The organism is Spirillospora sp. NPDC052269 (assembly GCF_040679435.1).
Taxonomy (GTDB): domain Bacteria; phylum Actinomycetota; class Actinomycetes; order Streptosporangiales; family Streptosporangiaceae; genus Spirillospora.
On record NZ_JBFAUU010000023.1, the window covers coordinates 84,795 to 107,096 of the forward strand.

19 protein-coding genes are annotated in these 22,302 nt (G+C 71.4%); 6 read left to right on the top strand and 13 right to left on the bottom strand.

Annotation, left to right across the window (positions count from 1 at the left end):
- Nucleotides 1–2: 2 nt before the first annotated feature.
- Genes AB0L06_RS37405 through AB0L06_RS37415 form a run of 3 tightly spaced genes read right to left on the bottom strand, consistent with a single transcriptional unit; the run spans nt 3 to nt 2,853 of the window.
- The gene (locus AB0L06_RS37405) at nt 3–1,106 is read right to left on the bottom strand and encodes a glycoside hydrolase family 26 protein (RefSeq protein WP_500235942.1); all 1,104 of its coding nucleotides are present in this window, start codon (nt 1,104–1,106) and stop codon (nt 3–5) included.
- Nucleotides 1,057–2,010, bottom strand: a complete 954-nt coding sequence (gene rsmA, locus AB0L06_RS37410; RefSeq protein WP_500235943.1) for a 16S rRNA (adenine(1518)-N(6)/adenine(1519)-N(6))-dimethyltransferase RsmA — start codon at nt 2,008–2,010, stop codon at nt 1,057–1,059. The genes AB0L06_RS37405 and rsmA overlap by 50 nt, the downstream gene beginning before the upstream one ends.
- A 39-nt stretch (nt 2,011–2,049) precedes the next feature.
- A complete protein-coding gene (locus tag AB0L06_RS37415; RefSeq protein WP_500235944.1) occupies nt 2,050–2,853 on the bottom strand; it encodes a resuscitation-promoting factor in 804 nt (267 codons plus the stop codon).
- Between the two features lie 252 nt (nt 2,854–3,105).
- Here AB0L06_RS37415 and AB0L06_RS37420 point away from each other — a divergent pair, with 252 nt between their 5' ends.
- Nucleotides 3,106–3,534 carry a hypothetical protein gene (locus AB0L06_RS37420; RefSeq protein ID WP_500235945.1) on the top strand — a complete coding sequence of 143 codons (429 nt, stop codon included), beginning with the start codon at nt 3,106–3,108 and terminating at the stop codon, nt 3,532–3,534.
- 42 nt (nt 3,535–3,576) lie between these two features.
- Here the strand turns inward: AB0L06_RS37420 and AB0L06_RS37425 are convergent, their stop codons facing one another.
- Together AB0L06_RS37425 and metG are read right to left on the bottom strand one after the other, a co-directional pair.
- Nucleotides 3,577–4,407, bottom strand: a complete 831-nt coding sequence (locus AB0L06_RS37425) for a TatD family hydrolase (RefSeq protein WP_500235946.1) — start codon at nt 4,405–4,407, stop codon at nt 3,577–3,579.
- A complete protein-coding gene (gene metG / locus AB0L06_RS37430; RefSeq protein ID WP_500235947.1) occupies nt 4,404–6,200 on the bottom strand; it encodes a methionine--tRNA ligase in 1,797 nt (598 codons plus the stop codon). Before metG ends, AB0L06_RS37425 begins: the two co-directional genes overlap by 4 nt.
- Nucleotides 6,201–6,407: 207 nt before the next feature.
- Here metG and AB0L06_RS37435 point away from each other — a divergent pair, with 207 nt between their 5' ends.
- On the top strand, nt 6,408–8,039 hold the full coding sequence (locus AB0L06_RS37435; RefSeq protein WP_500235948.1) for an ArnT family glycosyltransferase: 1,632 nt from the start codon (nt 6,408–6,410) through the stop codon (nt 8,037–8,039).
- Nucleotides 8,040–8,057: 18 nt separating this feature from the next.
- Here AB0L06_RS37435 and AB0L06_RS37440 read toward each other — a convergent pair whose 3' ends face one another.
- Nucleotides 8,058–9,851 carry a hypothetical protein gene (locus AB0L06_RS37440; protein ID WP_500235949.1) on the bottom strand — a complete coding sequence of 598 codons (1,794 nt, stop codon included), beginning with the start codon at nt 9,849–9,851 and terminating at the stop codon, nt 8,058–8,060.
- A 249-nt stretch (nt 9,852–10,100) separates the two neighbouring features.
- Complete coding sequence (locus tag AB0L06_RS37445) at nt 10,101–11,498, bottom strand: glycosyltransferase family 2 protein (protein ID WP_500235950.1); 1,398 nt, start codon at nt 11,496–11,498, stop codon at nt 10,101–10,103.
- Nucleotides 11,499–11,809: 311 nt separating this feature from the next.
- On the opposite strand from AB0L06_RS37445, the gene AB0L06_RS37450 reads away from it, so the two are divergent.
- Complete coding sequence (locus AB0L06_RS37450; protein ID WP_500235951.1) at nt 11,810–13,441, top strand: hypothetical protein; 1,632 nt, start codon at nt 11,810–11,812, stop codon at nt 13,439–13,441.
- 301 nt (nt 13,442–13,742) lie between these two features.
- On the opposite strand, the gene AB0L06_RS37455 is transcribed toward AB0L06_RS37450, so the two are convergent.
- Nucleotides 13,743–14,045 (bottom strand): hypothetical protein, encoded by a 303-nt coding sequence (locus AB0L06_RS37455; protein WP_500235952.1) that lies wholly within the window; start codon nt 14,043–14,045, stop codon nt 13,743–13,745.
- 116 nt (nt 14,046–14,161) lie between these two features.
- Nucleotides 14,162–15,022, bottom strand: a complete 861-nt coding sequence (rsmI, locus tag AB0L06_RS37460) for a 16S rRNA (cytidine(1402)-2'-O)-methyltransferase (RefSeq protein ID WP_500235953.1) — start codon at nt 15,020–15,022, stop codon at nt 14,162–14,164.
- A 189-nt stretch (nt 15,023–15,211) separates the two neighbouring features.
- Between rsmI and AB0L06_RS37465 the strand changes: the two genes are divergently transcribed.
- A complete protein-coding gene (locus tag AB0L06_RS37465; protein WP_500235954.1) occupies nt 15,212–16,777 on the top strand; it encodes a dolichyl-phosphate-mannose--protein mannosyltransferase in 1,566 nt (521 codons plus the stop codon).
- A gap of 90 nt (nt 16,778–16,867) precedes the next feature.
- On the opposite strand, the gene AB0L06_RS37470 is transcribed toward AB0L06_RS37465, so the two are convergent.
- The 4 genes from AB0L06_RS37470 to AB0L06_RS37485 all read right to left on the bottom strand — a co-directional run bounded on the left by AB0L06_RS37470 (nt 16,868) and on the right by AB0L06_RS37485 (nt 20,084).
- Entirely contained in the window at nt 16,868–17,458 is a 591-nt protein-coding gene (locus tag AB0L06_RS37470) for a DUF305 domain-containing protein (RefSeq protein ID WP_500235955.1), read from the bottom strand.
- Nucleotides 17,459–17,627: 169 nt separating this feature from the next.
- The gene (locus tag AB0L06_RS37475) at nt 17,628–18,257 is read right to left on the bottom strand and encodes a DUF305 domain-containing protein (RefSeq protein WP_500235956.1); all 630 of its coding nucleotides are present in this window, start codon (nt 18,255–18,257) and stop codon (nt 17,628–17,630) included.
- A gap of 59 nt (nt 18,258–18,316) precedes the next feature.
- A complete protein-coding gene (locus AB0L06_RS37480) occupies nt 18,317–18,760 on the bottom strand; it encodes a DUF6153 family protein (protein WP_500235957.1) in 444 nt (147 codons plus the stop codon).
- Nucleotides 18,761–18,872: 112 nt separating this feature from the next.
- The gene (locus AB0L06_RS37485) at nt 18,873–20,084 is read right to left on the bottom strand and encodes an MFS transporter (protein WP_500235958.1); all 1,212 of its coding nucleotides are present in this window, start codon (nt 20,082–20,084) and stop codon (nt 18,873–18,875) included.
- Between the two features lie 100 nt (nt 20,085–20,184).
- Between AB0L06_RS37485 and AB0L06_RS37490 the strand changes: the two genes are divergently transcribed.
- Both AB0L06_RS37490 and AB0L06_RS37495 read left to right on the top strand, forming a co-directional pair.
- On the top strand, nt 20,185–21,207 hold the full coding sequence (locus AB0L06_RS37490; protein ID WP_500235960.1) for a LacI family DNA-binding transcriptional regulator: 1,023 nt from the start codon (nt 20,185–20,187) through the stop codon (nt 21,205–21,207).
- Nucleotides 21,208–21,216: 9 nt separating this feature from the next.
- The gene (locus tag AB0L06_RS37495) at nt 21,217–22,248 is read left to right on the top strand and encodes a magnesium transporter CorA family protein (protein WP_500235961.1); all 1,032 of its coding nucleotides are present in this window, start codon (nt 21,217–21,219) and stop codon (nt 22,246–22,248) included.
- The last annotated feature ends 54 nt before the right edge of the window (nt 22,249–22,302 follow it).

Sequence of the window (22,302 nt, forward strand, 5' to 3'; positions counted from 1 at the left end):
TTTCAGGAGCCGGGGGTGACGGGGAGGTTGCGGGGGTTGAAGAACGGCATGGTCGCCAGCTCGCGGAGCGCCGAGACGGCCCGCTTGTCGCCGGAGACCGAGAACCGGTGCGCCTGGTCGCGCGGCTCGCTCGCGTCCTCGTCGGAGTCGTAGTAGGCGACGGCCTTCACCTGCGGGTGCTCCTGCAGGTACTTGCTGGCGTTGCGCAGCCACTCGGCCCGCCGCGAGCCGTAGGACGCCGGGACGCCGAACTCGCCGATCATGACCGGGCGCGGGTGGTGCTGCGCCCACTCCAGGAACTTGCGGGCCGCCTCGGACAGGTCGCGGTACTCGTAGTCGGCGCCGGGGTAGACGTCGGCGCAGACCCAGTCCACCTCGTCGTCGCCCGGGTAGTAGTCGGGCGCGACGTCGGGGAAGCCCCGCGCGGACGGGCACCAGACCCACGCGACGTTGTCGACCTTCTCCTCGTTGAAGATCAGCCGCAGGTGCTTCCAGGCCGCGACGTAGTCCACCGGCTCGTGGATCTTGGCCGCGGCGGCCCGGTCCATGTCCCGCTGCCAGCGCAGGAACACCGGCTTGCGGGCCGCCTTCAGGGCCCGGGCGCGCTGCCGGACCATGTCGTCGAATTTGCCCTCGAGGATCTGCTTGGTGTCCCCGGACGACCAGCTCAGCAGCAGGTACCGGTCACTGGCCAGGACGGCCTTGTCGGCGTCGTCCGGGAAGTCGGCCTTCCAGCCGTGGTAGCTCTGCGCGATGTCCAGCTTGCGGCCGAGCTGCTGCTCGAAACCCTCCAGCGCGGTGATCGACGCCGTGGACGAGGACGACTCGTCCGGGCTGGCCGTCGCCGACTTCGTCGGGCTCGGGGCGCCGCTGGGGAGCGCGGTGCGCTCGTCCGGGGAGACCCAGGCGCCGAAGTAGGCCCCGCGCTGCGGCGGGGTCGGCGCGACGCCCTGCTTGACCGTGGTGGTGATCCGCGGTGTGGCGCGGGCTCCGTCCGAGCAACCCGCCGCGGCCAGCGCGAGCACCGCCGCGACCGCCGTCCCCGTCAGGACGCGGTCACGTGCCCGCACCGCCCGGTAGGCCCCCGTCACCCGCGCGCTCAGCATGGTCCTCCGCCTCTTCCGGTTCCGGCGAGCGCCCCTGGCCGCGCGTCTCGCCCACAGGACGATACTGGGCGATGCGGGCGAACGCGGCCACGTCGAGCTGCTCGCCCCGGGTCTTCGGGTCGACTCCGGCGGCGCGCAGGGCCTCCTCGGCGGCCGGGGCGGAGCCCGCCCAGCCCGCCAGCGCGGCCCGCAGCGTCTTGCGGCGCTGGGCGAACGCCGCGTCCACCACGGCGAACACCTCCTTGCGGGAGGCGGTGGTCTCCGGCGGGGACGTCCGGGTGAAGGCGACCAGCCCGGAGTCCACGTTCGGAGCCGGCCAGAAAACGGCGCGGCCGACCGGACCGGCCCGGCGGGCGTCCCCGTACCAGGCCAGCTTCACCGACGGCACGCCGTAGATCTTTCCGCCGGGGGCGGCGGTCATCCGGTCGGCGACCTCGGCCTGCACCATGACCAGCACCCGCCGCAGCGACGGCAGCTTCTCCAGCAGGTGCAGGACGACCGGGACGGCCACGTTGTAGGGCAGGTTCGCGACCAGCGCGGTCGGCTCCGGCCCCGGCAGTTCTGTGATCTTCAACGCGTCCCGGTGGACGACCTCCAGCCGGTCCGCGAGATCCGGCTCACGCGCCGCGACGGTGATCGGCAGCGCGCGGGCGAGCGCCGCGTCGATCTCGACGGCCACCACGCGCCGGACCTCCGGCAGCAGCGCCAGCGTCAGCGAGCCGAGGCCCGGCCCGACCTCGACCACCACGTCGTCCGGCGCCAGCTCCGCCGACCGGACGATCCGCCGGACGGTGTTGGCGTCGATGACGAAGTTCTGGCCGAGCGTCTTGGTCGGCCGGATGCCGAGCGCCCCCGCCAGCTCGCGAATGTCGGCCGGGCCGAGAAGTCCCTGAGATTCCCCCACGTCCCCAAGTCTTCCAGGTGCCCGGGGATGCTCCGGCGCTCAGGAGAACAGGAAGTGCCCGCAGTTCGGCCACTGGCCCTGCCAGCGGCCGCCCACGCGCTTGTAGAGCAGCTGCGCGCGGTAGGTCTGCTCGGCGGCCGGCGCGTCGCTCGGCTTGCCCGAGCCGCCCACCGACGCCCAGGACGGGAGGGAGAACTGGTAGAGCCCGTAGTACCCGGCCGGGTTGACCGAGCGCGGGTTGCCGCCGGACTCGCATTTGGCCAGTCCCGCCCAGTTCAGCTTGGCCGCGTCCCCGCCCCCGCCGCTCTCCGGCCCGACGCCGAGGATCCGCGGGACGGCCTTCTGCTTCAACTTCTGGAAGATCACGGCCTTGACCTTCTTGCCCTTCCGCTTCACCCACGCGGTCTGGACGATCTTGATCTCCGGCTTGCCCTTCCGCAGCTCCTTCTGGCTGAACGGCGCCAGCGACGACATCTTCTTCTTCACCGTCGGCGGATCCGTCGTGACGGTCTTCGTCTGCGGCTTCGACAGCAGCCGCGTCACCTTGATCGTGTTCTCGGGAGCGGCCGTCTTCGCCGGATTCACCAGGTCGAACCGCCCCAGCGCGATATGCGCCTGGTCCAGCACCTGCTGGACGGTCTGCCCGGTCGTCATGACCTCGGTGCGGGCCGTGTCCACCATGATCACGATCTTCTTCGGCGGCGGCCCGGACGGCGACGCGGCGTTGTCCCCCGCCGCGGCCTTCGCGGGCGGAGCGGCCTTCGACCCGCCTCCTCCGCCGCACGCGGCGGCGAGCAGGGTGACGGCGGCCAAGGGCACGACGAGACTCGAGGGACGGCGCACGAGGATCTCCTCCGGGGGGCGGGACGGTCGTTCGAGGGGTCGCCGCGTCCGGACGGCTCTGAGGGGGGCGTCCGGCACGGCCTTGGGGGGGGTGCCGTCCCGATGGGCGAGAACCTAGCGCCACCATCGCCCCACACGCCACCACTAGCCCGGAACATCACCCCACATTCCAGACCGAAATCCCCAAAACCTCTCCACTGTCGTGGCGGTAGCCTTCGTTCTCATCCGATTGCGGACGTCCTGAGGAGCCTCATGCGCGCGCTGCGTTCTCGGGCCGCGGTGATCCTCTACGTGGCCGCCCTGGCGTGCGCCGTCTGGCCCGTCGCGGTCGGGTACACGGTGCTGGCAGGCGAGAAGGCCACCGCGCGCGTCCTGTCCTGCCATCGCACGCACACCGGCCGCGTCCACAACACGACCTGCACCGGCGCGTGGGTCGCGTCGGACGGCTCCCCCGGCGAGGGCGAGATCTACAACGTGGACGAGCACGACTACGGCCACGACATCACGATCCGCCTCGGCCCGTTCGGGCCCTACGGGCACGGGTGGGCACGGCACGTCCCGCCCGCGACCGCCGGCTTCGGCCTCGGGATCGCCGCCTGCCTCGGCGTCCTGGTCATGCTCGTCCTGGACCGCCGGAAGAAGGACGCCGCCGCCGCGTGGCGCGCCTCCCAGAAGCGCTGAGCCCAGCGGTGAAGACCTGGGGTGCCTGTCGGCTCTTCGGGGCTACCAGGGGCCGAAGACGCGTTCGCCGTTGGCGGCGATGGCGTGGCAGAGGTCTTCCAGCCGGACGCCCTTGTAGTCGGCCATGAAGCGGACCGTGTGCGGGATCAGGTAGGACGCGTTCGGCTTGCCCCGGTTCGGGACGGGGGTGAGGAACGGGGCGTCGGTCTCGACCAGGATCAGCTCGAGGGGCGCGACCATCAGGGCGTCCCGCAGGGACTGGGCGTTCTTGAAGGTGATGTTGCCCGCGAAGCTCATCACGTAGCCGCGCTCGGCGCAGATCTCGGCCATCGCGGCGTCGCCGGAGAAGCAGTGGAACACCGTCTTCTCGGGCGCGCCCTCCTCGTCCAGGACGCGCAGGACGTCGTCGTGCGCGTCGCGGTCGTGGATCACCAGGGCCTTGCCGCTGCGCTTGGCGATCTCGATGTGCGCGCGGAACGAGCGGTGCTGGTCCTCCTTGGGGGCCCAGTCGCGATAGTAGTCGAGCCCGGTCTCACCGATCGCGCGGACCTTGGGACGCCGCGCCAGGTCGGCGATGTCGTCGAGGACCGCGTCGGTGATGCCGGTCGTGTCGTTGGGATGGATCGCCACGCCCGCGTACACGTCGTCGAACTCGTCGGCGGTGTCGGCGCACAGCCGCGAGGACGGCAGGTCGACCCCGATCGTGACGATCCGGGCGATGCCCGCCGCCTTCGCGGACGCGACCTGCTCCTGGACGGGCAGCCCGACCAGGTCGAGGTGGCAGTGGCTGTCGAAGACGTCCACCGGCAACCGGTCGGGCAGCGGCGGGAACGGGCGGGCGGCCTCGCCGTTCCCGCCCGCTCCCCCGCTCACTCGCCCTCCAGCCGGGCCAGCTCCTCGGTGACGACCGAGTCGTCCAGCTTGGTGAACAGCGGGGTCGGCTTGGTCAGCGGCACGCCCGGGGTGATCGGACGCGACTCCCAGACGGCCTTCTCGACGGTGTAGTCGCCGGTCAGGATCGGGTAGTCGGGGCCGCCGTCCTCCGAGACGGTCTCCAGCCGCGGCTGCGCGGCCCACACGCCGTCGCCGCCGAGCATCTCGTGCACCTTCTGCGACGAGGACGGCAGGAACGGGGTGAGCAGCGTCTTGGCGTCGTCGACCACCTGCAGCGCGGTGTGCAGGATCGACTGGACGCGGGCCGGGTCGTCCTTGAGCTTCCAGGGGGCCTGGTCGGACAGGTACCGGTTGGCGTCGCGGACGACCTCGAGCGCCTCGGTGATGCCGTTCTTGAACCGGGACCGCTCGAGCTCGGCGCCGACCTTGCCGAACGCCTCGCGGCTGCGCGCGAGCAGCGCCCGGTCGGTGTCGTTCAGGTCGCCCGCCTCGGGGATGGCGCCGTAGTTCTTGGCGGCCATGTTCACCGACCGGTTGACCAGGTTGCCCCAGGCCGCGACCAGCTCGTCGTTGTTGCGGCGGACGAACCCCGACCAGGTGAAGTCGGTGTCGTTGTTCTCCGGCCCGGCGACCGCGATGTAGTACCGCAGCGCGTCGACGTCGTACCGCTCGAGGAAGTCCTTCACGTAGATGACGACCTGGCGGGACGAGGAGAACTTGCGGCCCTCCATCGTCAGGAACTCCGAGGACACGACCTCGGTGGGCACGTTCAGCGCGCCGAGCGAGCCGGGCGTGCCGCCCTTGTCGCCCTGGCCGTTGTAGCCCATCAGGATCGCCGGCCAGATCTCGGCGTGGAAGACGATGTTGTCCTTGCCCATGAAGTAGTAGGACAGGGCGTCCGGGTCCTGCCACCAGGCGCGCCACGCCTCGGGGTCGCCGGAGCGGCGGGCCCACTCGACCGAGGCCGAGAAGTAGCCGATGACGGCGTCGAACCAGACGTACAGCTTCTTGGAGGGGTTCTCGCGCCAGCCGTCCAGCGGGATGGGCACGCCCCAGTCGAGGTCGCGGGAGATCGCGCGCGGCTGCAGGTCGTCCAGCAGGTTGAGGGCGAACTTCAGCACGTTCGGCCGCCACTGGCCCTGCTTGGACTTCAGGTACCGGCCGAGGACCTCGGTGAAGGCCGGGAGGTCGAGCATGAAGTGCTCGGTCTCCACGAACTTCGGGGTCTCGCCGTTGATGCGCGACACCGGGTTGATCAGGTCGATCGGGTCGAGCTGGTTGCCGCAGTTGTCGCACTGGTCGCCGCGCGCGCCGTCGTAGCCGCAGATCGGGCAGGTGCCCTCGATGTAGCGGTCGGGCAGGGTGCGGCCGGTGGACGGCGAGATCGCGCCCATCGTGGTCTTGGGGAAGATGTACCCGTTGTCGTACAGGCCCTTGAAGACCTCCTGGACGACCGCGTAGTGGTTGCGCGTGCTCGTCCGGGTGAACAGGTCGTAGCTCATGCCGAGGCCGCGGAGGTCCTCGGCGATGGCGAGGTTGTAGCGGTCGGCCAGCTCGCGGGGGGTCACGCCCTCCTTGTCGGCCTGGACCTGGATCGGCGTGCCGTGCTCGTCGGTGCCGCTCACCATGAGGACCTGGTTGCCCGCCATCCGCTGGTAGCGGCTGAACATGTCGGCGGGCAGCGCGAAACCGGAGACGTGCCCGAGGTGGCGGGGCCCGTTGGCGTACGGCCAGGCGGGCGCGGTGAGGATGTGTCGGCTCGACGAGGACATGGTTCAAGGGTAGAGGGCCCGGTCGGGCCGTCCGAACGGATATCCCCGCCTGTGGATGACCGATTCCGAACGCCTGATCACAGAGGGGCGGACGCTTGCTGAAAGGTCACTGACGGTTCGGCGTCGTCGCGGGCCCTCGGCGGCGGGGTCCCGCTACCCTGCAGAACTGGCCGATGACGTGCGGAGATGCTGGAGCGGAGCAGGGTTTTGGTAGACGCGGAAACGGCCCCCACGGCCGTCTCTGGGGCCCCGGCCGACACTCCCCGGGCGCGCGCGGGGGGCTGGCTGCGGCGGCACCGGCTGGTGCTGGCCCTGATCGCCCTGGTCGCGGCCTGCGGGGTGGGCCTCCAGTACGTCCTGATGGTCCCGCCGTTGTACTTCGACCCGTACTACGTGTGGCTCGCGGCCCGCGACTGGCCGAACGTCCCCCTTGAGCAGTGGCCGTTCTCCGAGGTCCCGCACCAGGTGACGCGGGTCGGGCTGGTGCTGCCCGCCCGGCTGGCGCAGGAGGTGCTCGGGCCGGGGCAGATCGCCTACTTCACGGTCACGGCGCTCGGCGTGGCGCTGTTCCTCGTCGGCTGCTTCCTGGCCGTCCGGTCGCTGTTCGGGAACCTGGCGGGGCTGGCGTCCGTGCTGGTCATCCTGGTGAACCCGCTGTTCACGATGACCAACCCGTTCGGGCACGAGCTCGGCTGGTCCACCGGCGTGATGCTGCCGGACATGCCCGGCGCGGGCCTGTTCTCGCTCGGCATGGCCGCTCTGGTCACCTCGTCCCGGCGGACGGGACGCGCCCAGACGCGCTGGCTTCTCACCGCGGGCGCCTTCTACGGGCTGGCGTTCCTGAGCCGCGAGTTCGTGGCGTTCATGTTCGTCGCCATCCCGATCTTCCTCGTCCTGCTGCGGATCCCGTGGCGGCGCAACGTCACGGTCGGGATCCCGATGGCCGTGATCCTGGCGGCCGACCTCGTCCACAACCAGATCGTCTGGGGCAATCCGCTCGCCGGGCTGATCTCGGCGGCCGAGCACGGCGGCCTGTCCCGCGACCACGTGACGCGGAAACTGGCAGCCGAGTCGTTCACCCGCGCCTTCCACGACTGGAGCGCGCTCGGTTCGGTCTTCATCGTCGCGATCGCGCTCGGGGTGGTCGGCTGGCTGGTCACGCGGGACCGGCGGCTGCTGCTCGCGCTCGTCTGGTTCCTGGCCCTCGCCGTCCCGATCACGCTGCTCTCCGGGGTTCTGGACCCGAAGTCGATCTCGCTCCGCGCCTGGCTGCCCCGCTACTGGGACGCCGTGCTCCCCGCGATCCTGGCGGCCGGGTTCGGCACGATCGCCCTGTTCTGGCGGCGTGTCCCGGATCGTTCCAGGCGCCGCCTCGGGCCGTCCGCCGCGGTCGTCGCGGTCGCGGTGGCCGCCGCGTACGTGGTCGTGTGCGTCCGGGCCGTCCCGGACCTGCCGCGCGACACCGCCTGGAACGAGCTGCGGACCTGGCTGCGCGGACGGAACGACATCACGACGATCTACTCCGACCGGCGGCTCGCCCAGACGCTGACCTTCTACGTCCGCGACCCCTGGGGGAAGAGGACCTGGGACGGGCGGATCGAGTCGTGGCCCCACGACCACTACAGCCTGCCGGTCGAGGCGTTCAGCGCCCCCGTCCTGTGGACGCGCTGGCGCGGCCAGGAGTCGCAGGTCCTGGGCGGCTGGCGGCCCACGCAGACGAAGGGGTGGCAGCGGCTCTGGAAGTCGTCCGACGGCGTCCTGCAGGTCTGGGACCACCCGTCCACGCTGGGCCGGACCCCGCCGGTCATCACCCCGCCGGACCGCTCGGACCTCCACTGATCCAGGCCGGACGGGGCGTCAGCCGTGGCGCCAGGCCACCCAGCCGCCGTCGGGGCTGGTCCGGGTCGTGACGATGTGCCAGCCCGCCGGGGGCGTCCCGCGCCGCCAGGACCTCTCCGGCGGGGTCTTCCCCGTCCAGCCCATGATGATCAGGTCGGCGCGGCCCGCGGGCGGCTTGTGTCGTTTCCCGTCGAACTCGACGGTCCTGTGCCACCAGACGTCGTAGATCATCGGCAGCCGGAGCTTCCACGGGACCTGCCAGTCCACCGCGACCCGCTCGTGCGGCGCGGCCAGGCCGTCCAGCCGGGCGATCGGGGTGAACTCGCGGACGAGCGGCCGGGAGATCTCCGCGGTGGCCGTCCCGGTCATGCCGAGCTCGACCGCGACCAGCGTCCCAGCGAGGACGATCATGGCCTTCCGCCCGCGCAGCGCCCACACCACAAGGACGGTCAGCAGGAGCAGCAGCAGCCCGGCGGCCGTGGCCCGCCACAGGTGGAACCGCTGCCAGTCCAGGGTCAGGAAGGACGTCTCGGGGAAGTCGAACGGCGTGAAGACGTACTTGGCCAGGCGGTCGCCCGCGTACAGGAAGACGGCCGCGCCGGACACGGCCGTGAGCGCGGCCGTCCCGCCCACCGCGAACGCCAGCGTCCGCCGGGACGCCCGGACGAGCACCGCGATCCCGGCCCCGACCAGCAGCGGCGCGAAGCAGGCCAGGTAGCGCCCGTACACGTAGTTCCCCACGCGGATCTCGTCGGGCAGCGCCGCGGACGTCGCGATCGCGATCCCCGCGATGGACGCCAGGACGCCCAGCGCCAGCATCCGCAGCCGGGCCTCGGTGCCGCGCCGGAAGGCCAGGGAACCGCAGCCGAGCAGCCCGATCCCGGCCAGGCCGCCCGTCCCGACGATCAGGTACCACAGCTGCCCGACGGCCAGCGAGAACGTCCAGGCGAGCCCGTCCGCGCCGGTCAGCCGCTGGCGCAGGTTGCCCGCGAGATCGTTGTCGCCGTTCGGGTAGAGCACCTCGAAGAGATGGTCGTTCAGCCTGCTCCCGGCGAGGAAGAGCGCGCCCAGCACCAGCGCCGCGAGCGCCGTCTGCCAGAAGGGACGCCACCGCAGCACGGCCGCCACCAGGAGCAGAACGGCGTGGACGGCGATGATCACGATCCCGCGCGAGTGCGCGGCGCACGCGTACCCGGCCAGCAGCGAGGCACCCACCGCCGCGGCGGCCTGGACACGCGGGCTCCCGCCGGTGAACCACGTGTGCGCGAGGAGCAGCCAGCCCAGCACCACCACAGGCAGGATGGCGTCGGTCAGCACGAACTCGCTGTAGAAGACGGTGGCGGGCAGCAGCGCGACGACGTTCGCGAAGAGGAACGCCCGTCCCGGGGTGAGCCCGAAACGCCGCAGAAGCACGTATCCCAGCGGCAGCACCAGCGCCCCGATGAGCGCGTTCACCGCCAGGCACAGCCGGTAGACCGTCTCCGGGTCGTGGACGAGCTCGAACACGGGCATCAGGAGCACCGGATAGCCGCCCCGGTACACCGTGCCGTAGGACATGTCGGCGGGCGGACCGCCGGTCAGGACCCGCGCGGCGAACAGGTAGCCCGTCTCGTCCGGTGTGGCGACCGGCATCGACTGCCCGCTCGCGAACGCCAGCCGGACCGCGACCTGGACGACCCAGGCCACCACGAGGAGCAGCCCCCAGCGTCGTCCTCCGGAACGCCCGGCATCCGCGTCGGCGGACGTCCTGGACGCCTCCGGCCGCGCGGCCTTCGCAGTGGTCTCGGCCGCGGCGGCGGGGTCGGTCAGCATGGGACCCGGGGCCTGGCGCGGACGGTCGCAAACGGTTGATCCATTGCCCCATCAGGCTGCCACAACACCGCGAATGCGACGTCTTCGGCCAGGAAACACTCAGCAACTTCTCGGCATAAGCGACGATCGTCCATCCGGCCGTCACCGGGCCGTCATCTCCGGGACGCGAACGAGCCCCGGGCCATGGGCCCAGGGCTCGTCAGGGGTGTGAGATCGCGCGGCGTCGAGTGCCGCGCGCGGCGCGGAGGGTCAGGCCTCGGACTTCTCCGGGTCGCCCTTCTCCCCGTCGGCGGACACCTCGGCGCCCTCGCCGGCCTTCGCGGTCGCCTTCGCCCCGGCCTTCGCAGCGGGCTTGGCCTTCGCCGCGACGCCGACCTTCTCGACCGCCTTCTCGGCGTTCGCCTCGGCGGCCTTCTCGGCGGCCTTGCGCTCGACGGCGACCTTCTCGACCGCGGCGTCCACGACGCCGGCGGCCTCGTCGGCGACGTCCACCAGCGGCGGGGCCTGACGGCGGCGGATGCCGAGGATGGAGACGAACATCGCACCGAAGATCGTCTGGAAGCTCATCACCAGGGCGGTCGCGGACGGCACGACGATGCGCAGCGAGTGCCGCGGGTCGAGCTCACCGAAGTTGTTGACCCGCCAGTGCATGACCGAGGCGACCAGGCCGGCCAGGCCCCCGACGGCCAGCAGGCCGCCGATCACCAGGCCCTTCTCCATGCTCAGCCAGGACGTCAGCTTGCGCACCCGGTTGTCGGTCGGCAGGAAGCCCTCCTGCGCCGCGTACACCTTGGTGAGGATGGCGAAGATCACCGCTTGGAAGCCGATCACCATCGCCGCGCCCGCGCCCACGAGGGTGTCGACGTCGAAGGCGATGTCGCCGATCCGGACGGGACCGAACGCCAGTGCGATCCCGGCGACGAGTCCGAGCGTCATGAAGACGAGACCCGGGATCAGGAACAGCCAGCGCGGACTGTAGAGCATGAGGAAGCGAAGATGACGCCAGCCGTCCCGCCAGGTGTTCAGGTGCGGAGGACGCGACCGTCCGTCCTGCGAGAGCGTGGTCGGCCGCTCGCGGATGTCGAGCTTGGCGAGGGTGGCCTTGACGACCATCTCGCTGGCGAACTCCATGCCGCCCGTCTGCAGGCCGAGGCGCAGGATCGACTGCCGGTTGAAGGCGCGCAGCCCGCAGTGGAAGTCGCCGACCTTGCTGCCGAAGAACAGCCGGCCGACGAAGCTCAGCACCGGGTTGCCCAGGTAGCGGTGCAGCGGCGGCATGGCGCCCTCGGCGACCCCGCCCTGGAAGCGGTTGCCCATGACCAGGTCGGCGCCGTCGCGCAGGTCCTCGAGGAAGGGCCCGAGGGTGGCGAAGTCGTACGAGTCGTCGGCGTCGCCCATGGCCACGTACTTGCCGCGGGCGGCGCGGATGCCGCCCATCAGGGCGTTGCCGTAGCCCTTGTCGGCGACCGGGACCACGCGGGCCCCGGCCTCACGGGCGATCTGCTGACTGCCGTCGGTGCTGCCGTTGTCCGCGATGACGACCTCGCCATCGATGCCCTGCTCCTCGAAGAACGCCAGCGTCTTGCGGATACAGGTCTCGAGGGTCTCGGCCTCGTTCAGACATGGCATCACTACGGAGAGTTCCACGCGATCTCCTTCGTTACCCCTGGTGACCGTCTGCGGCACTTTCAACTACTCTCGACGTGTTCCGCGGGACGGCGTGTCATCGTTCATGATGCCCGCCGGAGACGGATGTTGCGGGCCACAAGGTCCGAGAGCGCCCGTATCGTGTTGCCTGTCGGCAACTCGAGGGCCCACTCCGCCGTGGCCGCCGGCGGCACTCTAGGGCCACAAGCATACGGGCACCACTGCCCGAGAGAAGTGGGGCCACTGTGACGCAGGCGGGGGAACGGGGATCCGCCGGGTCCGGTCCAGCAGCTAAGGCAGGAGGCGCCGCGATGGCGAAACCCCCGGTGGACGGGGTGCCGGAGGGTCCGGTTCTGGGGAACGGGGACGCGCCGGCGGCGGGGACCGGGCAGGACGTCACCGAGACCGAGATCCAGGCGGTGATCGACGCCGCCGAACAGGAGACCGCGAACGCGGGCGCTCCGGACGATGACCAGCGGGTCTCCGCGGCAGGGCGGCTGCGCCGGGCGCGGACCTTCTTCTCCAATCTGGTCCGCCGTAACCCACTTTTCACTGTGATCCTCGTCATAGCCGCGGCGCTGCGCGGGATCGCGATGGTCGGCTACCGGCCCGCGATGTTCTTCAACGACAGCTTCGACTACCTGCACGTCGCGATGAGCCCGTACCCGCACCAGCTGCGGCCCGACGGCTACTCCTTCTTCCTGTGGATCCTCAAGCCCTTCCACAGCTTCGCCCTGGTCGTCGGCGTCCAGCACCTCATGGGCCTCGGCATGGGCGTGATGGTCTACGCGCTGCTGCGGCACCGCTTCAACCTGCCCGACTGGGGCGCCACGCTCGCCGCCGCCCCGGTGCTGCTGGACGCCTACCAGATCCAGCTGGAGCAGCTCGTCCTGTCGGACGTCCAGTTCACCTTCCTGACCCTGGCGGCGGTCACGCTGCTGCTCTGGAAGGACCGTCCGTCCTGGCGGGTCGGGGCGCTGATCGGCCTGGTCATCGGCATCTCCTGGCTGACCCGCTCGGTCGGCCTGCCGGTGCTGGTGGGCGTGCTCGGCTACATGGCCGTCCGGTGGATGAACTGGCGGGTGCTGGCCGCGACGGTCGTCGCCTGCGCGCTCCCGGTCGTGGCCTACATGTCCTGGTACAAGGCCGAAGAGGGCAAGTTCGCGATCACCGAGAGCAACGGGTTCTTCCTGTACGCCCGGGTCTACAAGTTCGCCGACTGCCACAAGATCAAGAACCTGCCGGTGGAGGAGATGATCCTCTGCACCGAGAAGGACACCCGCCTGCCGAACTCCCAGGACGGCATCTGGAACGAGGCGTCCCCGCTCAACCGCTACACCGGCACCCGCTGGGACCCGGAGAAGAACCGCCTGGGCAACGACTACGCCAAGCGCGCGATCCTGGCCCAGCCCGGCGACTACGCCAAGACCGTCGCGCACGACTTCTTCCGCGTCTTCGACTGGAAGCGGACGGTCTTCCCCGACAAGGCCACCTACTCCCAGTACGAGTTCGGCACCCGCCCCCGCGCCCTCCCGACCTGGCAGATGGGCAGCGGCGCCTCCGCCGCCGAGGAGGCCGACGCCTACGAGCACGGCTCGGCGAGCACCCGCCTCACCCACCCGTTCTCCGACGTCATCCGCGTCTACCAGGACCACGTCTACCTGCGCGGCACGATGCTGGGCGTCCTGCTGATGATCGGCCTGGGCGGCATGGTCCCCCTCTGGCGCCGCTTCGGCGGCCCCGCCCTGCTCCCCTGGGTCCTCGCGATCGGCCTCCTGCTGGCCCCCGCCGCCACCGCCGAGTTCGACTACCGCTACGTCCTCCCGGCCGTCCCCCTGGCCGCCCTGGCAGCGGGCATGGCCTTCACCGCCGAGGCAAGGGCCAAATACGCAAGCCCGCTCTTCTGGCGCAAGAAGAAGCCCGAGCCGGCGACCGCACAATAAACAGGCCGACTTAAAACTTCCCCAAAAAGAGCGAACGCAAAAATAACCTGGCGAAAACCTGAACGCCGCCGCCCCCCGCTCTCACCCCAAGAGAACGCGCACGCAAAGTGACGCGAACAGGCGCACCCTGCGTAACCAAAACCCCGCGACGACCGCAACCGGCGCGAGCGCGCTGACAACCGCGCGGGGGCAACGCCGAAGGCGAGCCCCCGCGCGGTTGATCGCGAAGCGATGCCGCGCTCGCACGAGCATCCGGGCCGCGTCCGAGCCGCCAGGCGAGGACGCGGAGCCGGAGGCTCAATCAATACGCGTGCAGGCGGCGGAGCCGGAAGACCAGCTCGAGGTCGTCGCCCTTGCGCGTCGGGGGGACGGCGCGGTGGCGACGCCACGGGGCCGGCCAGGCCCGGACGCGGGCGCGATGACAGTCGGGACACAGGTGCTCGGTCCAGGGTGTGGTGCAGGAGTGGCCGTCGTGCTCGTAGGCGACCGCCTCACCACCGTGCCCGTCCGCGACGTGCCGGACCTCGAACTCCTCGTCCCAGGTGCGGTCGCAGTTCTGGCACTCGTACACCCAGACCTCGTGGTTCGACCATGCGTCGTGCACGATCCCCACCCCCTCGGTGAACGCTTTTCAGGCGGGTTCCATCCTTCTCCCGATCCGGAGCCCGAGGTGTTTATTACCCATAATTCTACTGTTCGATCAGCTCGGCGGCCGGGTGACTATTCAGTGGCGTTGATGACGGCCTCATAGACGACCCGTTTCGGAACACCGTTCTCTTTCGCGATCTCGGCGATCGCCTCTTTGCGGGTCACTCCCGCCGCTTCGGTGCGGGCGGCGACGGCGGCGGCGAGGTCGGCGGGCTCGGTGAGGCCCTCGCGCTCGGGGGCGCCGCCGACGACGACGGTGATCTCGCCGAGGACGCCGTCCTGCGCCCAGGCGGTGAGGTCGGCGAGGGGGCCGCGGCGCACCTCCTCATAGGTCTTGGTCAGCTCCCGGCAGACTGCGGCCGGACGGTCCGGGCCGAACGCCTCGGCCATCGCGGCGAGGCTGTCGGCGAGGCGGCGGGGCGACTCGAAGAAGACCATCGTGCGCTGCTCGTGCGCGAGCGAGGCGAGGCGGCGGGCGCGCTCGCCCTGCTTGCGCGGCGGGAAGCCCTCGAAGCAGAACCGGTCGGTGGGCAGGCCGGAGACCACCAGGGCGGTCGTCACGGCGGACGGCCCGGGCAGCACGGTCACCGGGACGCCCTCGGCGACGGCCGCGCGGACGAGCCGGTAGCCCGGGTCCGACACGCCCGGCATCCCGGCGTCGGTGATCACCAGGACGTCGCGTCCGGCGAGGAGCTCGGCGAGCAGGCCGTCCACGCTGGCCCGCTCGTTGTGCTCGTGGTGCGCGAGGACCCGGCCGGTGATCTCCACGCCGAGGTCGGCGGCGAGCCGGCGCAGCCGCCGGGTGTCCTCGGCCGCGACGACCGGGACGTCCGCGAGCGCGGCGAGCAGGCGGCGCGAGGCGTCCTCGGGGCGGCCGATCGGCGCCGCCGCCAGCAGGAGGGTTCCGGTGTTCGTCTGGGCCTCGGTGGTCATGTCCCCATTCTCGCGGGTCGGCGACGCGCCGACGCCGCGGCCTGCTCTCCGGGCGCGTCCGGAGCCTCGCCCGGCGGGGGTGGAGGCCTTCCCTCCCGGCGGGTCCGGCGGGAGAGAAGGGCCGGGGGAACGCTGGGCGCGGCCCGGAAGGTCCACGTTTGGGCTCGGGGGCTCACCTACGATGGTCGAATGGCGATGACGGACCTGACGCCCGCCGAGTCCCCGGCGGAGCCGCAGCCCGCGTACCCGTCGAGGCTGCGCGACTGGCTGGCCCCGCCGATCCCGGGCGGCGCCCTGGCCGGCTGGCTGGGCCCGCTGCTGGTGACCGCGCTCGCCGGGCTGCTCCGCTTCTACCGGCTCGGCTCGCCCAAGGCGGTGGTCTTCGACGAGACCTACTACGCCAAGGACGCGCTGTCGCTGCTGAAGTTCGGCTATGAGCACACGACGGTCAAGGACGCCGACAAGATGCTCATCGCCGACCCGCACGCCAACATCTGGACGGACGGCGGCAGTTTCGTCGTCCATCCTCCGGCGGGCAAGTGGATGATCGCCATCGGCGAGTGGCTGTTCGGCGCCACGCCGTTCGGCTGGCGGTTCATGCCCGCGCTGTGCGGGACGCTCGCGGTGCTGATCCTGGCCCGGGTCGTCCGCCGGATGACCGGGTCGACGCTGCTCGGCTGCGCCGCGGGCCTGCTGCTCGCGCTGGACGGCCTGTCGTTCGTGACCGGGCGGGCCGCGCTGCTCGACGTCTTCGTGATGTTCTGGATCCTGGCCGGGTTCGGCTGCCTGGTGGTCGACCGGGACAAGTCCCGGCAGCGCCTCGCCGACCTGATCGAGCGCGGCGAGACGTCGGTGTACGGGCCGTTCGTCCTGCACGGCTGGCGGATCGCCGCCGGGCTCTGCCTCGGCATGGCCGTCGCGACCAAGTGGACGGGCGTCTTCTACATCGCGGCGTTCGGCCTGATGGTCGTCCTGTGGGACTACGGCGCGCGGCGCGCGGCCGGGGTGCGGGAGCCGCTGGCGGGCACCCTGATGCTGGACGCCGTCCCGGCGTTCTTCCAGCTCGTGGGGGTCGCGCTGGTCACCTACCTGGTCACCTGGTCGGGGTGGATCTTCACCTCGGGCGGCTGGGACCGGGGGACGCCGTCGTCGAACCCGCTGTGGCGGCCGTTCGAGGCGATGCCGAAGCTGTGGAAGTACCACAAGGAGATGCTGCACTTCCACAACGGCCTGCACGACCACCACCCGTACCAGTCGTGGCCGTGGGACTGGCCGGTGCTGCGGCGTCCGGTGGCGTTCTACTACACCGAGCCGTCGGGCTGCGGGGCGTCCAAGTGCTCCAGCGAGATCCTGGGCATCGGCACCCCGGCGCTGTGGTGGGGCGCGATCGCCGCGCTGATCGTCGTGCTGGGGATCTGGCTGGTGACCCGCGACTGGCGGGCCGGGGCCGCCATCCTCGGCTTCACGGCCGGCTGGCTGACCTGGTTCCCGTCGGCGTTCGACGACCGGACGATGTTCCTGTTCTACGCCACCCCGATGGTCCCGTTCATGATCATCGCTGTGGTGCTGGCGCTCGGCCACCTCATCGGGCCGTCCCGCCTGCCCGGACCGCGCCGGGTGCTCGGGGCGGCCGCGGCGGGCGCGTTCCTGCTGGTGGTGCTGGCGAACTTCGCCTACTTCTATCCGATCCTGTCCGCGCAGGTGATCCCGTTCGACGCCTGGCACGACCGGATCTGGTTCAAGTCCTGGATCTGACCGCCGGGAGGCGGACGGTCCCGGCCGCTGTGAGGCGGCGGCCGGGAACCGGGGCCGGAACCGGAAACCCGGACCGGTCGGGACGTCCGGTCAGGACTTGAGCAGGTCGCCCATCTCGGCGATCTCGGCCTGCTGCGACTTGATGATCGCGCCGGCCAGGGCCTTCGCGTCGGGCGACACACCGTTCTTCTGCTCGTCCTCGGCCATCGTGACCGCGCCCTTGTGATGGTCGACCATCAAGGTCAGGAACTGCTCGTCGAGGTCCTTGCCGGACGCCTTGCCGTAGTCGGCCATCTGTTTCGCGGACATCATTCCGCCCCTGTCCTGGTCCACGCCCTCCATGCCGTGGTCATCCTCGCCCGGGACGGACTCGCCCCAGCCCTTCAGCCAGCCGGACATCTTCTCGATCTCCGGGGCCTGGGCCTTCTCGATCCGGCCCGCGAGGGTCTTCACCTTCGGGTCGGCGCCCTTGGCGATGACGGTCTTGGACATCTCCACGGCCTGCCGGTGGTGCGGGACCATCATCTGGACGAACGACACGTCCTGCTCGCCGTGCGGGCCCTTGGCCGCGGCGGCGCTCGACCCCTTGTCGTCCTTCTTCTTGTCGTCCCCGCCGCAGGCGGTGGCGCCAAGGCCGAGAACGACCGCCATGCCGGCGGCCATGATCCACTGCTTCGTCATTCGTCGGTCTCCATGCGCTCGGTACATGAGGGGATGTGCTGAGTCGGGCCGGACCCTACAGGCGCATCACACGGAGCCGGTGGAGAAACGGGCGAATGTGGATCAAGCTGCCAGCCCGGCCGCCGGTCGGCGGACCGGCGGCCGGGCGGAGCGTCGGGCAGGGCGGACGTCAGGACTTCAGCATGCCGTTCATCTCGGTGATCTCGGCCTGCTGCGCCTTGATGATGGCGTCGGCCAGAGCCTTGGCCTCAGGCGCGGAGCCGGCCTTCTGCTCCTGCTGGGCCATGGTGACCGCGCCCTTGTGGTGCTCGATCATCATGGTCAGGAACATCCGGTCGAGATCCTTGCCGGACGCCTTGTCGTAGTCGGCCATCTGCTTCTCGGTCATCATGCCGTCCATGCCGTGCCCCATGCCGGCCATGTCGTTCCCGCCGCCGGCGCCCGGGACGGACTCGCCCCAGCCCTTCAGCCAGCCCGACATCTTCTCGATCTCCGGGGCCTGGGCCTTCTCGACCCGTCCGGCGAGGTTCTTCACCTTCGCGTCGCCGCCCTTGGTGAGGACGGTCTTGGCCATGTCCACGGCCTGCCGGTGGTGCGGGATCATCATCTGCGCGAACATCACGTCCTGCGCGTTGTGCCCGCCCTGCGACGCGGTCGCCGAGCTGCTCGGCATCGACATGCCCGACATGCCCTCGTGGCCGGACGTCTTACCGTCCTTCTTGTCGTCCCCGCCGCAGGCCGCGGCGCCGAGGCCGAGCAGAACCGCCATGCCGACGGCCACGATGTGCTGCTTCTTCATTTGTCGATCTCCTGTGCTCTGTGTTGTGCGCATGGCTGTGCCGAGGTCGGACGGACCTCTCACAGCCGCATCACGCAGAGCCGGTGAAGATCGGGTGGACGGGCCCGGGGCGGGCCGCGACGACGCGTCCAGCGAGCGCCGGCGGGGAACCGCGCGGGCAGCAGGGCGACGGACCGTCCGGCCAGGGCGACGGCGATGACGCCGAACACCAGAAGGGCCAGGCAGACCGTCCCGCCGAGGCATCCGCCCATGTCGTGGAGCATGCCCACGTGGGCCCTGATCTCCAGGCCGCCGGGCAGCGCGGCGGACGGCGTGTGGTGCGCCGTCGCGCCGGCGTCCGTCCTACCGGGGCCGGTCATGGCGGACCCCGTCATCTGGACGGGGTCGGAGAAGTGGATCGGGGACGGGCTCGCGGACAGTCCGTGCATCAGGAACAGCCCGGCGAGCAGGGCGCTCAGGAGCAGCGTCAGCGCCGCGCTCCTGGATACCCCCCACCCGTTCATGCCGCGATCCTACCGGGCTGCGGTGAAAGCGGCACAGGAAGGGCGCATCCGTCTTCTGTGGCCCCGCCCACGTCAAGGAGTGGCGCGGCGCGCCGGTATCCCGAGGGGTGGCTCAGGAGACCGGCGCGCCGCGGGTCAGGGCGTCCGAATGGACGGGTGGCGGACGGAGGGTGCGGTGGCCCGCGAGGCAGACGACCAGGGCGAGCAGGCCGCCGATCCCCGCTCCGGCGAACGCGCCGGGCACGCCCGCGAGGTGCTCGCCGTATCCGGAGACGAACGAGCCGAGGGCGCTGCCCGCGCCGATCGAGGCGACGATCCAGGCGAACGCCTCGGTGACCGTGCCGACGGGCGCGAGCCGGTCGACCAGGGAGAACGAGCAGGCCAGCGTGGGGGCGAGGAACACGCCGCTGACGAACGCCAGGACGGTCATGAGCGGCAGGCCGGGCGCGAGGGCGAGCGGCGCGTACCCGGCGGCGAGCAGGACCAGGAGCCAGGGAAGCCGCTGGTGCAGCTCGCCCGGCCAGCTCCGGGCGCCGTAGACGAGGCCGCCGGCGAGCGCGCCCGCGGACATCGCGGCCAGGAGCACCCCGGACGCGACCTCCGAGTCGAGCCGTTCGGCGTAGGCGACGACGGCGACCGCGTACACGCCGAGCGCGATCCCGGCCATGCTCAGCGAGGCGAGCAGGACGCGCAGCCCGGACGAGCGCAGCGGACCGGCCCAGTCCCCCGACCTCGGCTCGCCCCTCCAGACGCGGGACGGCTTGGCGGTGATGACCACGAGCGTCCCGACGATGCCGAGGGCGCCGGTGAGCAGCAGCGCGGTCGGGGTGTTGATCGCGGCGGCGCCCACGACCAGCAGCGGCCCGACGGTGAAGAGGATCTCCTGCGCGGCGGCGTCCAGCGCGTACGCGGCGTGCACCTGGTCCGGGCCTGCGAGGACGGACGGCCAGAGCGCGCGCAGCCCGGCCTCCAGCGGCGGCGTCGCGAACCCGGCGAGCACCACGGCCAGGACGGTCACCGGGAGCGGGTCGGCCCCGAACGCGGCGAGCAGCGTGAATCCGGCCGCTGACGCGATCGCGCCCGGGAGCAGCACCGGGGCCTGCCCGAACCGGTCCATCAAGCGGCCGAGGACGGGCTGCCCGACGGCCGTGGCGAGGCCGAGCACCGCGCCGAGAGTCCCGGCGAGGGGGTACCCGCCTCCCGCCGCGCGCACGTGCAGGACGACCGCGAGCATCGCCATGCCGTTGGGCAGGCGCCCGAGCAGGGTTCCGCCGAGCAGCCGCGCCGCGAACGGGGCACGGAGGAACTCCACGTAGCCGCGCATCACACTCCGAGGGGTAAGTCATACGTATTACTGGGACGGCTCATCATACGTACCACGATGGGGTGGTCTGCGTCGAGACGGATGGCGCTAGCCTGCTGACATGCCGATGACCAGCCGTCCGACGAGCCGGGACGTGGCGAAGGCGGCCGGAGTGTCGCAGTCCACGGTCTCGCTGGTGCTGGGCGGGAAGTGGCCGGGGCGGGTGTCGCCGGCCACGGCCGCCGCCGTCCAGGACGCGGCGGAGCGGCTCGGGTACCGGCCGAACCGGGCGGCGCGCAGCCTGCGGCTCGGGTCCACCCGGACGGTGATGCTCGTCGTCCCGACCCTGAACGCGCCGTTCTTCGGCGCGGTGTACGAGGGCGCGGCGCGGGTCGCGGCGCAGCACGGGTTCGGGGTCGTCGCCTACCCCTGGCCGGAGTACGCGGGCCCGGCCGACAGCCCGTTCGCCGCGCCGGACGAGGCGATCGACGGGATCCTCGCGTCCTCGCTGGCCGAGGACGCCCTGAGCGGGTTCGCCAGGACGCCGGTCGTGATGCTCGACTCGGACCCGGCGGCCGAGGCCCCGACCGTGGTGTTCGACGTCCAGGGCGGGATGCGCGCGATCGTGGACCATCTCGCCGGTCTCGGCCACCGGCGGTTCGGGCACGTCGCGTCGTCCATCGACCAGTGGACGTTCCACGCGCGCGGACGGGCCCTCGCGGACGCCGTGGAGGCCGTCCCGGGCGCGACGCTCGTCCGCGAGGACGCGGCGCTCGACGTCGCGGACGCCAAGGACGCGGCCCTGCGGCTGCTCGGCGGCGGCGGCCCGGACCGTCCGACCGCGCTGATCTGCGACGACGACGTGATGTCGGCCGGGGCGTACAAGGCGGCGCGGGCGCGCGGGCTGGAGATCCCCCGCGACCTGTCGGTGACGGGGTTCGACGACGTCCTGCTGGCCGCGGCGCTGGAACCGGAGCTGACGACCGTCCGGCTTCCGGCGGGCGAGCTGGGCGCGGCGGGCATGGACGCGCTGCTGCGGCTTCTGGAGGGCGGGCGTCCCGGGTCCCTGTCGCTGCCGGGCGAACTGGTCGTCCGGGGATCGACCGGGCCCGCGGCGAGGGGGACGGCGCCGATCCGTGGGTAAAGGAACGGCATGACCGCGCAGCCTCCGGAGCGGGACGCCGAGGGCGAGACCTACGCCGAGCCGCCGCACACCCGCGCCTGGCAGGGCGGGGTCATGTCGGCCGAGGGGTTCCCGGCCGACGACGTCAGCGAGTTCCTGAAGCTCGACGACACGGTCGTCTGGCTCGACCTGTGCGGGCCGCAGCACACGGCGCTGCGCGTGATCAGCCGCGAGTTGAGCCTCGATCCCGTCGCGGTGGAGGACGCCGTCTCCCGGCACGAGCGCACCAAGCTGGACCGCTATGCCGACTACCTCTTCCTGAACCTCTACCTGCCGGTCGTCGACGGCGCGGACATGCGGCTCTTCGAGCTGTCGGCGTTCGTGACGGACACGGCGATCGTGACCGTCCGGCCGGAGCCGGGGTTCCCGGTCGACGAGCTGGTGCGGCGCTGGGACCGCAGCCCCGACATCACCCGCGGCGAGTCCGCGTCCAACACGGTCGGGCTGCTGCTCTACGCGCTGCTCGACCTGGTCGTCGACCACCAGCTCGCCGCGGCGCAGGCCTTCGACGACGAGGCGGACGCGCTCGAGGAGCTGATCTTCGACGACGCGTTCCCCGTGCGGGAGATCCAGGAGCGCAGCTTCAAACTGCGCAAGAACCTGTTCATGCTGCGCCGGATCTCGCTGCCGATGCGCGAGATCCTCAACACCCTGCTCCGCCGCGACGTGCGGCTCGTCGCGCAGCCGCTGATCCCCTACTACCAGGACGTCTACGACCACGCGCTGCGCGTCGGCGAGTACACCGACGGCCTGCGCGACCTGATCGCGAACCTGCTCGACACCCGGATCGCCCTGCAGGGCAACCGGCTGAACGAGGTGATGAAGAAGGTCACCAGCTGGGCCGCGATCATCGCCGTCCCGACCGCCATCACCGGGTTCTACGGGCAGAACGTCCCGTATCCGGGGTACGGACACGGCTGGGGCTTCTGGTTCAGCTCGCTGTCGATCGTCGTGCTGAGCCTGTGGCTGTACCTGCTGTTCAAGCGGCGCGACTGGCTCTGACGCGCTGAACTTTGAGGGGTCGAGTTTCTGAGGAACCGAACTCAGAAGGGCCGT

What these genes read in the sequence shown, in the direction of transcription:
- AB0L06_RS37405 (WP_500235942.1), bottom strand. Translation starts at nt 1,106, where the DNA reads ATGCTGAGCGCGCGGGTGACGGGGGCCTACCGGGCGGTGCGGGCACGT.
- AB0L06_RS37420 (WP_500235945.1), top strand. Translation starts at nt 3,106, where the DNA reads ATGCGCGCGCTGCGTTCTCGGGCCGCGGTGATCCTCTACGTGGCCGCC.
- metG (WP_500235947.1), bottom strand. Translation starts at nt 6,200, where the DNA reads ATGTCCTCGTCGAGCCGACACATCCTCACCGCGCCCGCCTGGCCGTAC.
- AB0L06_RS37440 (WP_500235949.1), bottom strand. Translation starts at nt 9,851, where the DNA reads ATGCTGACCGACCCCGCCGCCGCGGCCGAGACCACTGCGAAGGCCGCG.
- AB0L06_RS37450 (WP_500235951.1), top strand. Translation starts at nt 11,810, where the DNA reads ATGGCGAAACCCCCGGTGGACGGGGTGCCGGAGGGTCCGGTTCTGGGG.
- rsmI (WP_500235953.1), bottom strand. Translation starts at nt 15,022, where the DNA reads ATGACCACCGAGGCCCAGACGAACACCGGAACCCTCCTGCTGGCGGCG.
- AB0L06_RS37465 (WP_500235954.1), top strand. Translation starts at nt 15,212, where the DNA reads ATGGCGATGACGGACCTGACGCCCGCCGAGTCCCCGGCGGAGCCGCAG.
- AB0L06_RS37470 (WP_500235955.1), bottom strand. Translation starts at nt 17,458, where the DNA reads ATGACGAAGCAGTGGATCATGGCCGCCGGCATGGCGGTCGTTCTCGGC.
- AB0L06_RS37475 (WP_500235956.1), bottom strand. Translation starts at nt 18,257, where the DNA reads ATGAAGAAGCAGCACATCGTGGCCGTCGGCATGGCGGTTCTGCTCGGC.
- AB0L06_RS37480 (WP_500235957.1), bottom strand. Translation starts at nt 18,760, where the DNA reads ATGAACGGGTGGGGGGTATCCAGGAGCGCGGCGCTGACGCTGCTCCTG.
- AB0L06_RS37485 (WP_500235958.1), bottom strand. Translation starts at nt 20,084, where the DNA reads ATGCGCGGCTACGTGGAGTTCCTCCGTGCCCCGTTCGCGGCGCGGCTG.
- AB0L06_RS37490 (WP_500235960.1), top strand. Translation starts at nt 20,185, where the DNA reads ATGCCGATGACCAGCCGTCCGACGAGCCGGGACGTGGCGAAGGCGGCC.
- AB0L06_RS37495 (WP_500235961.1), top strand. Translation starts at nt 21,217, where the DNA reads ATGACCGCGCAGCCTCCGGAGCGGGACGCCGAGGGCGAGACCTACGCC.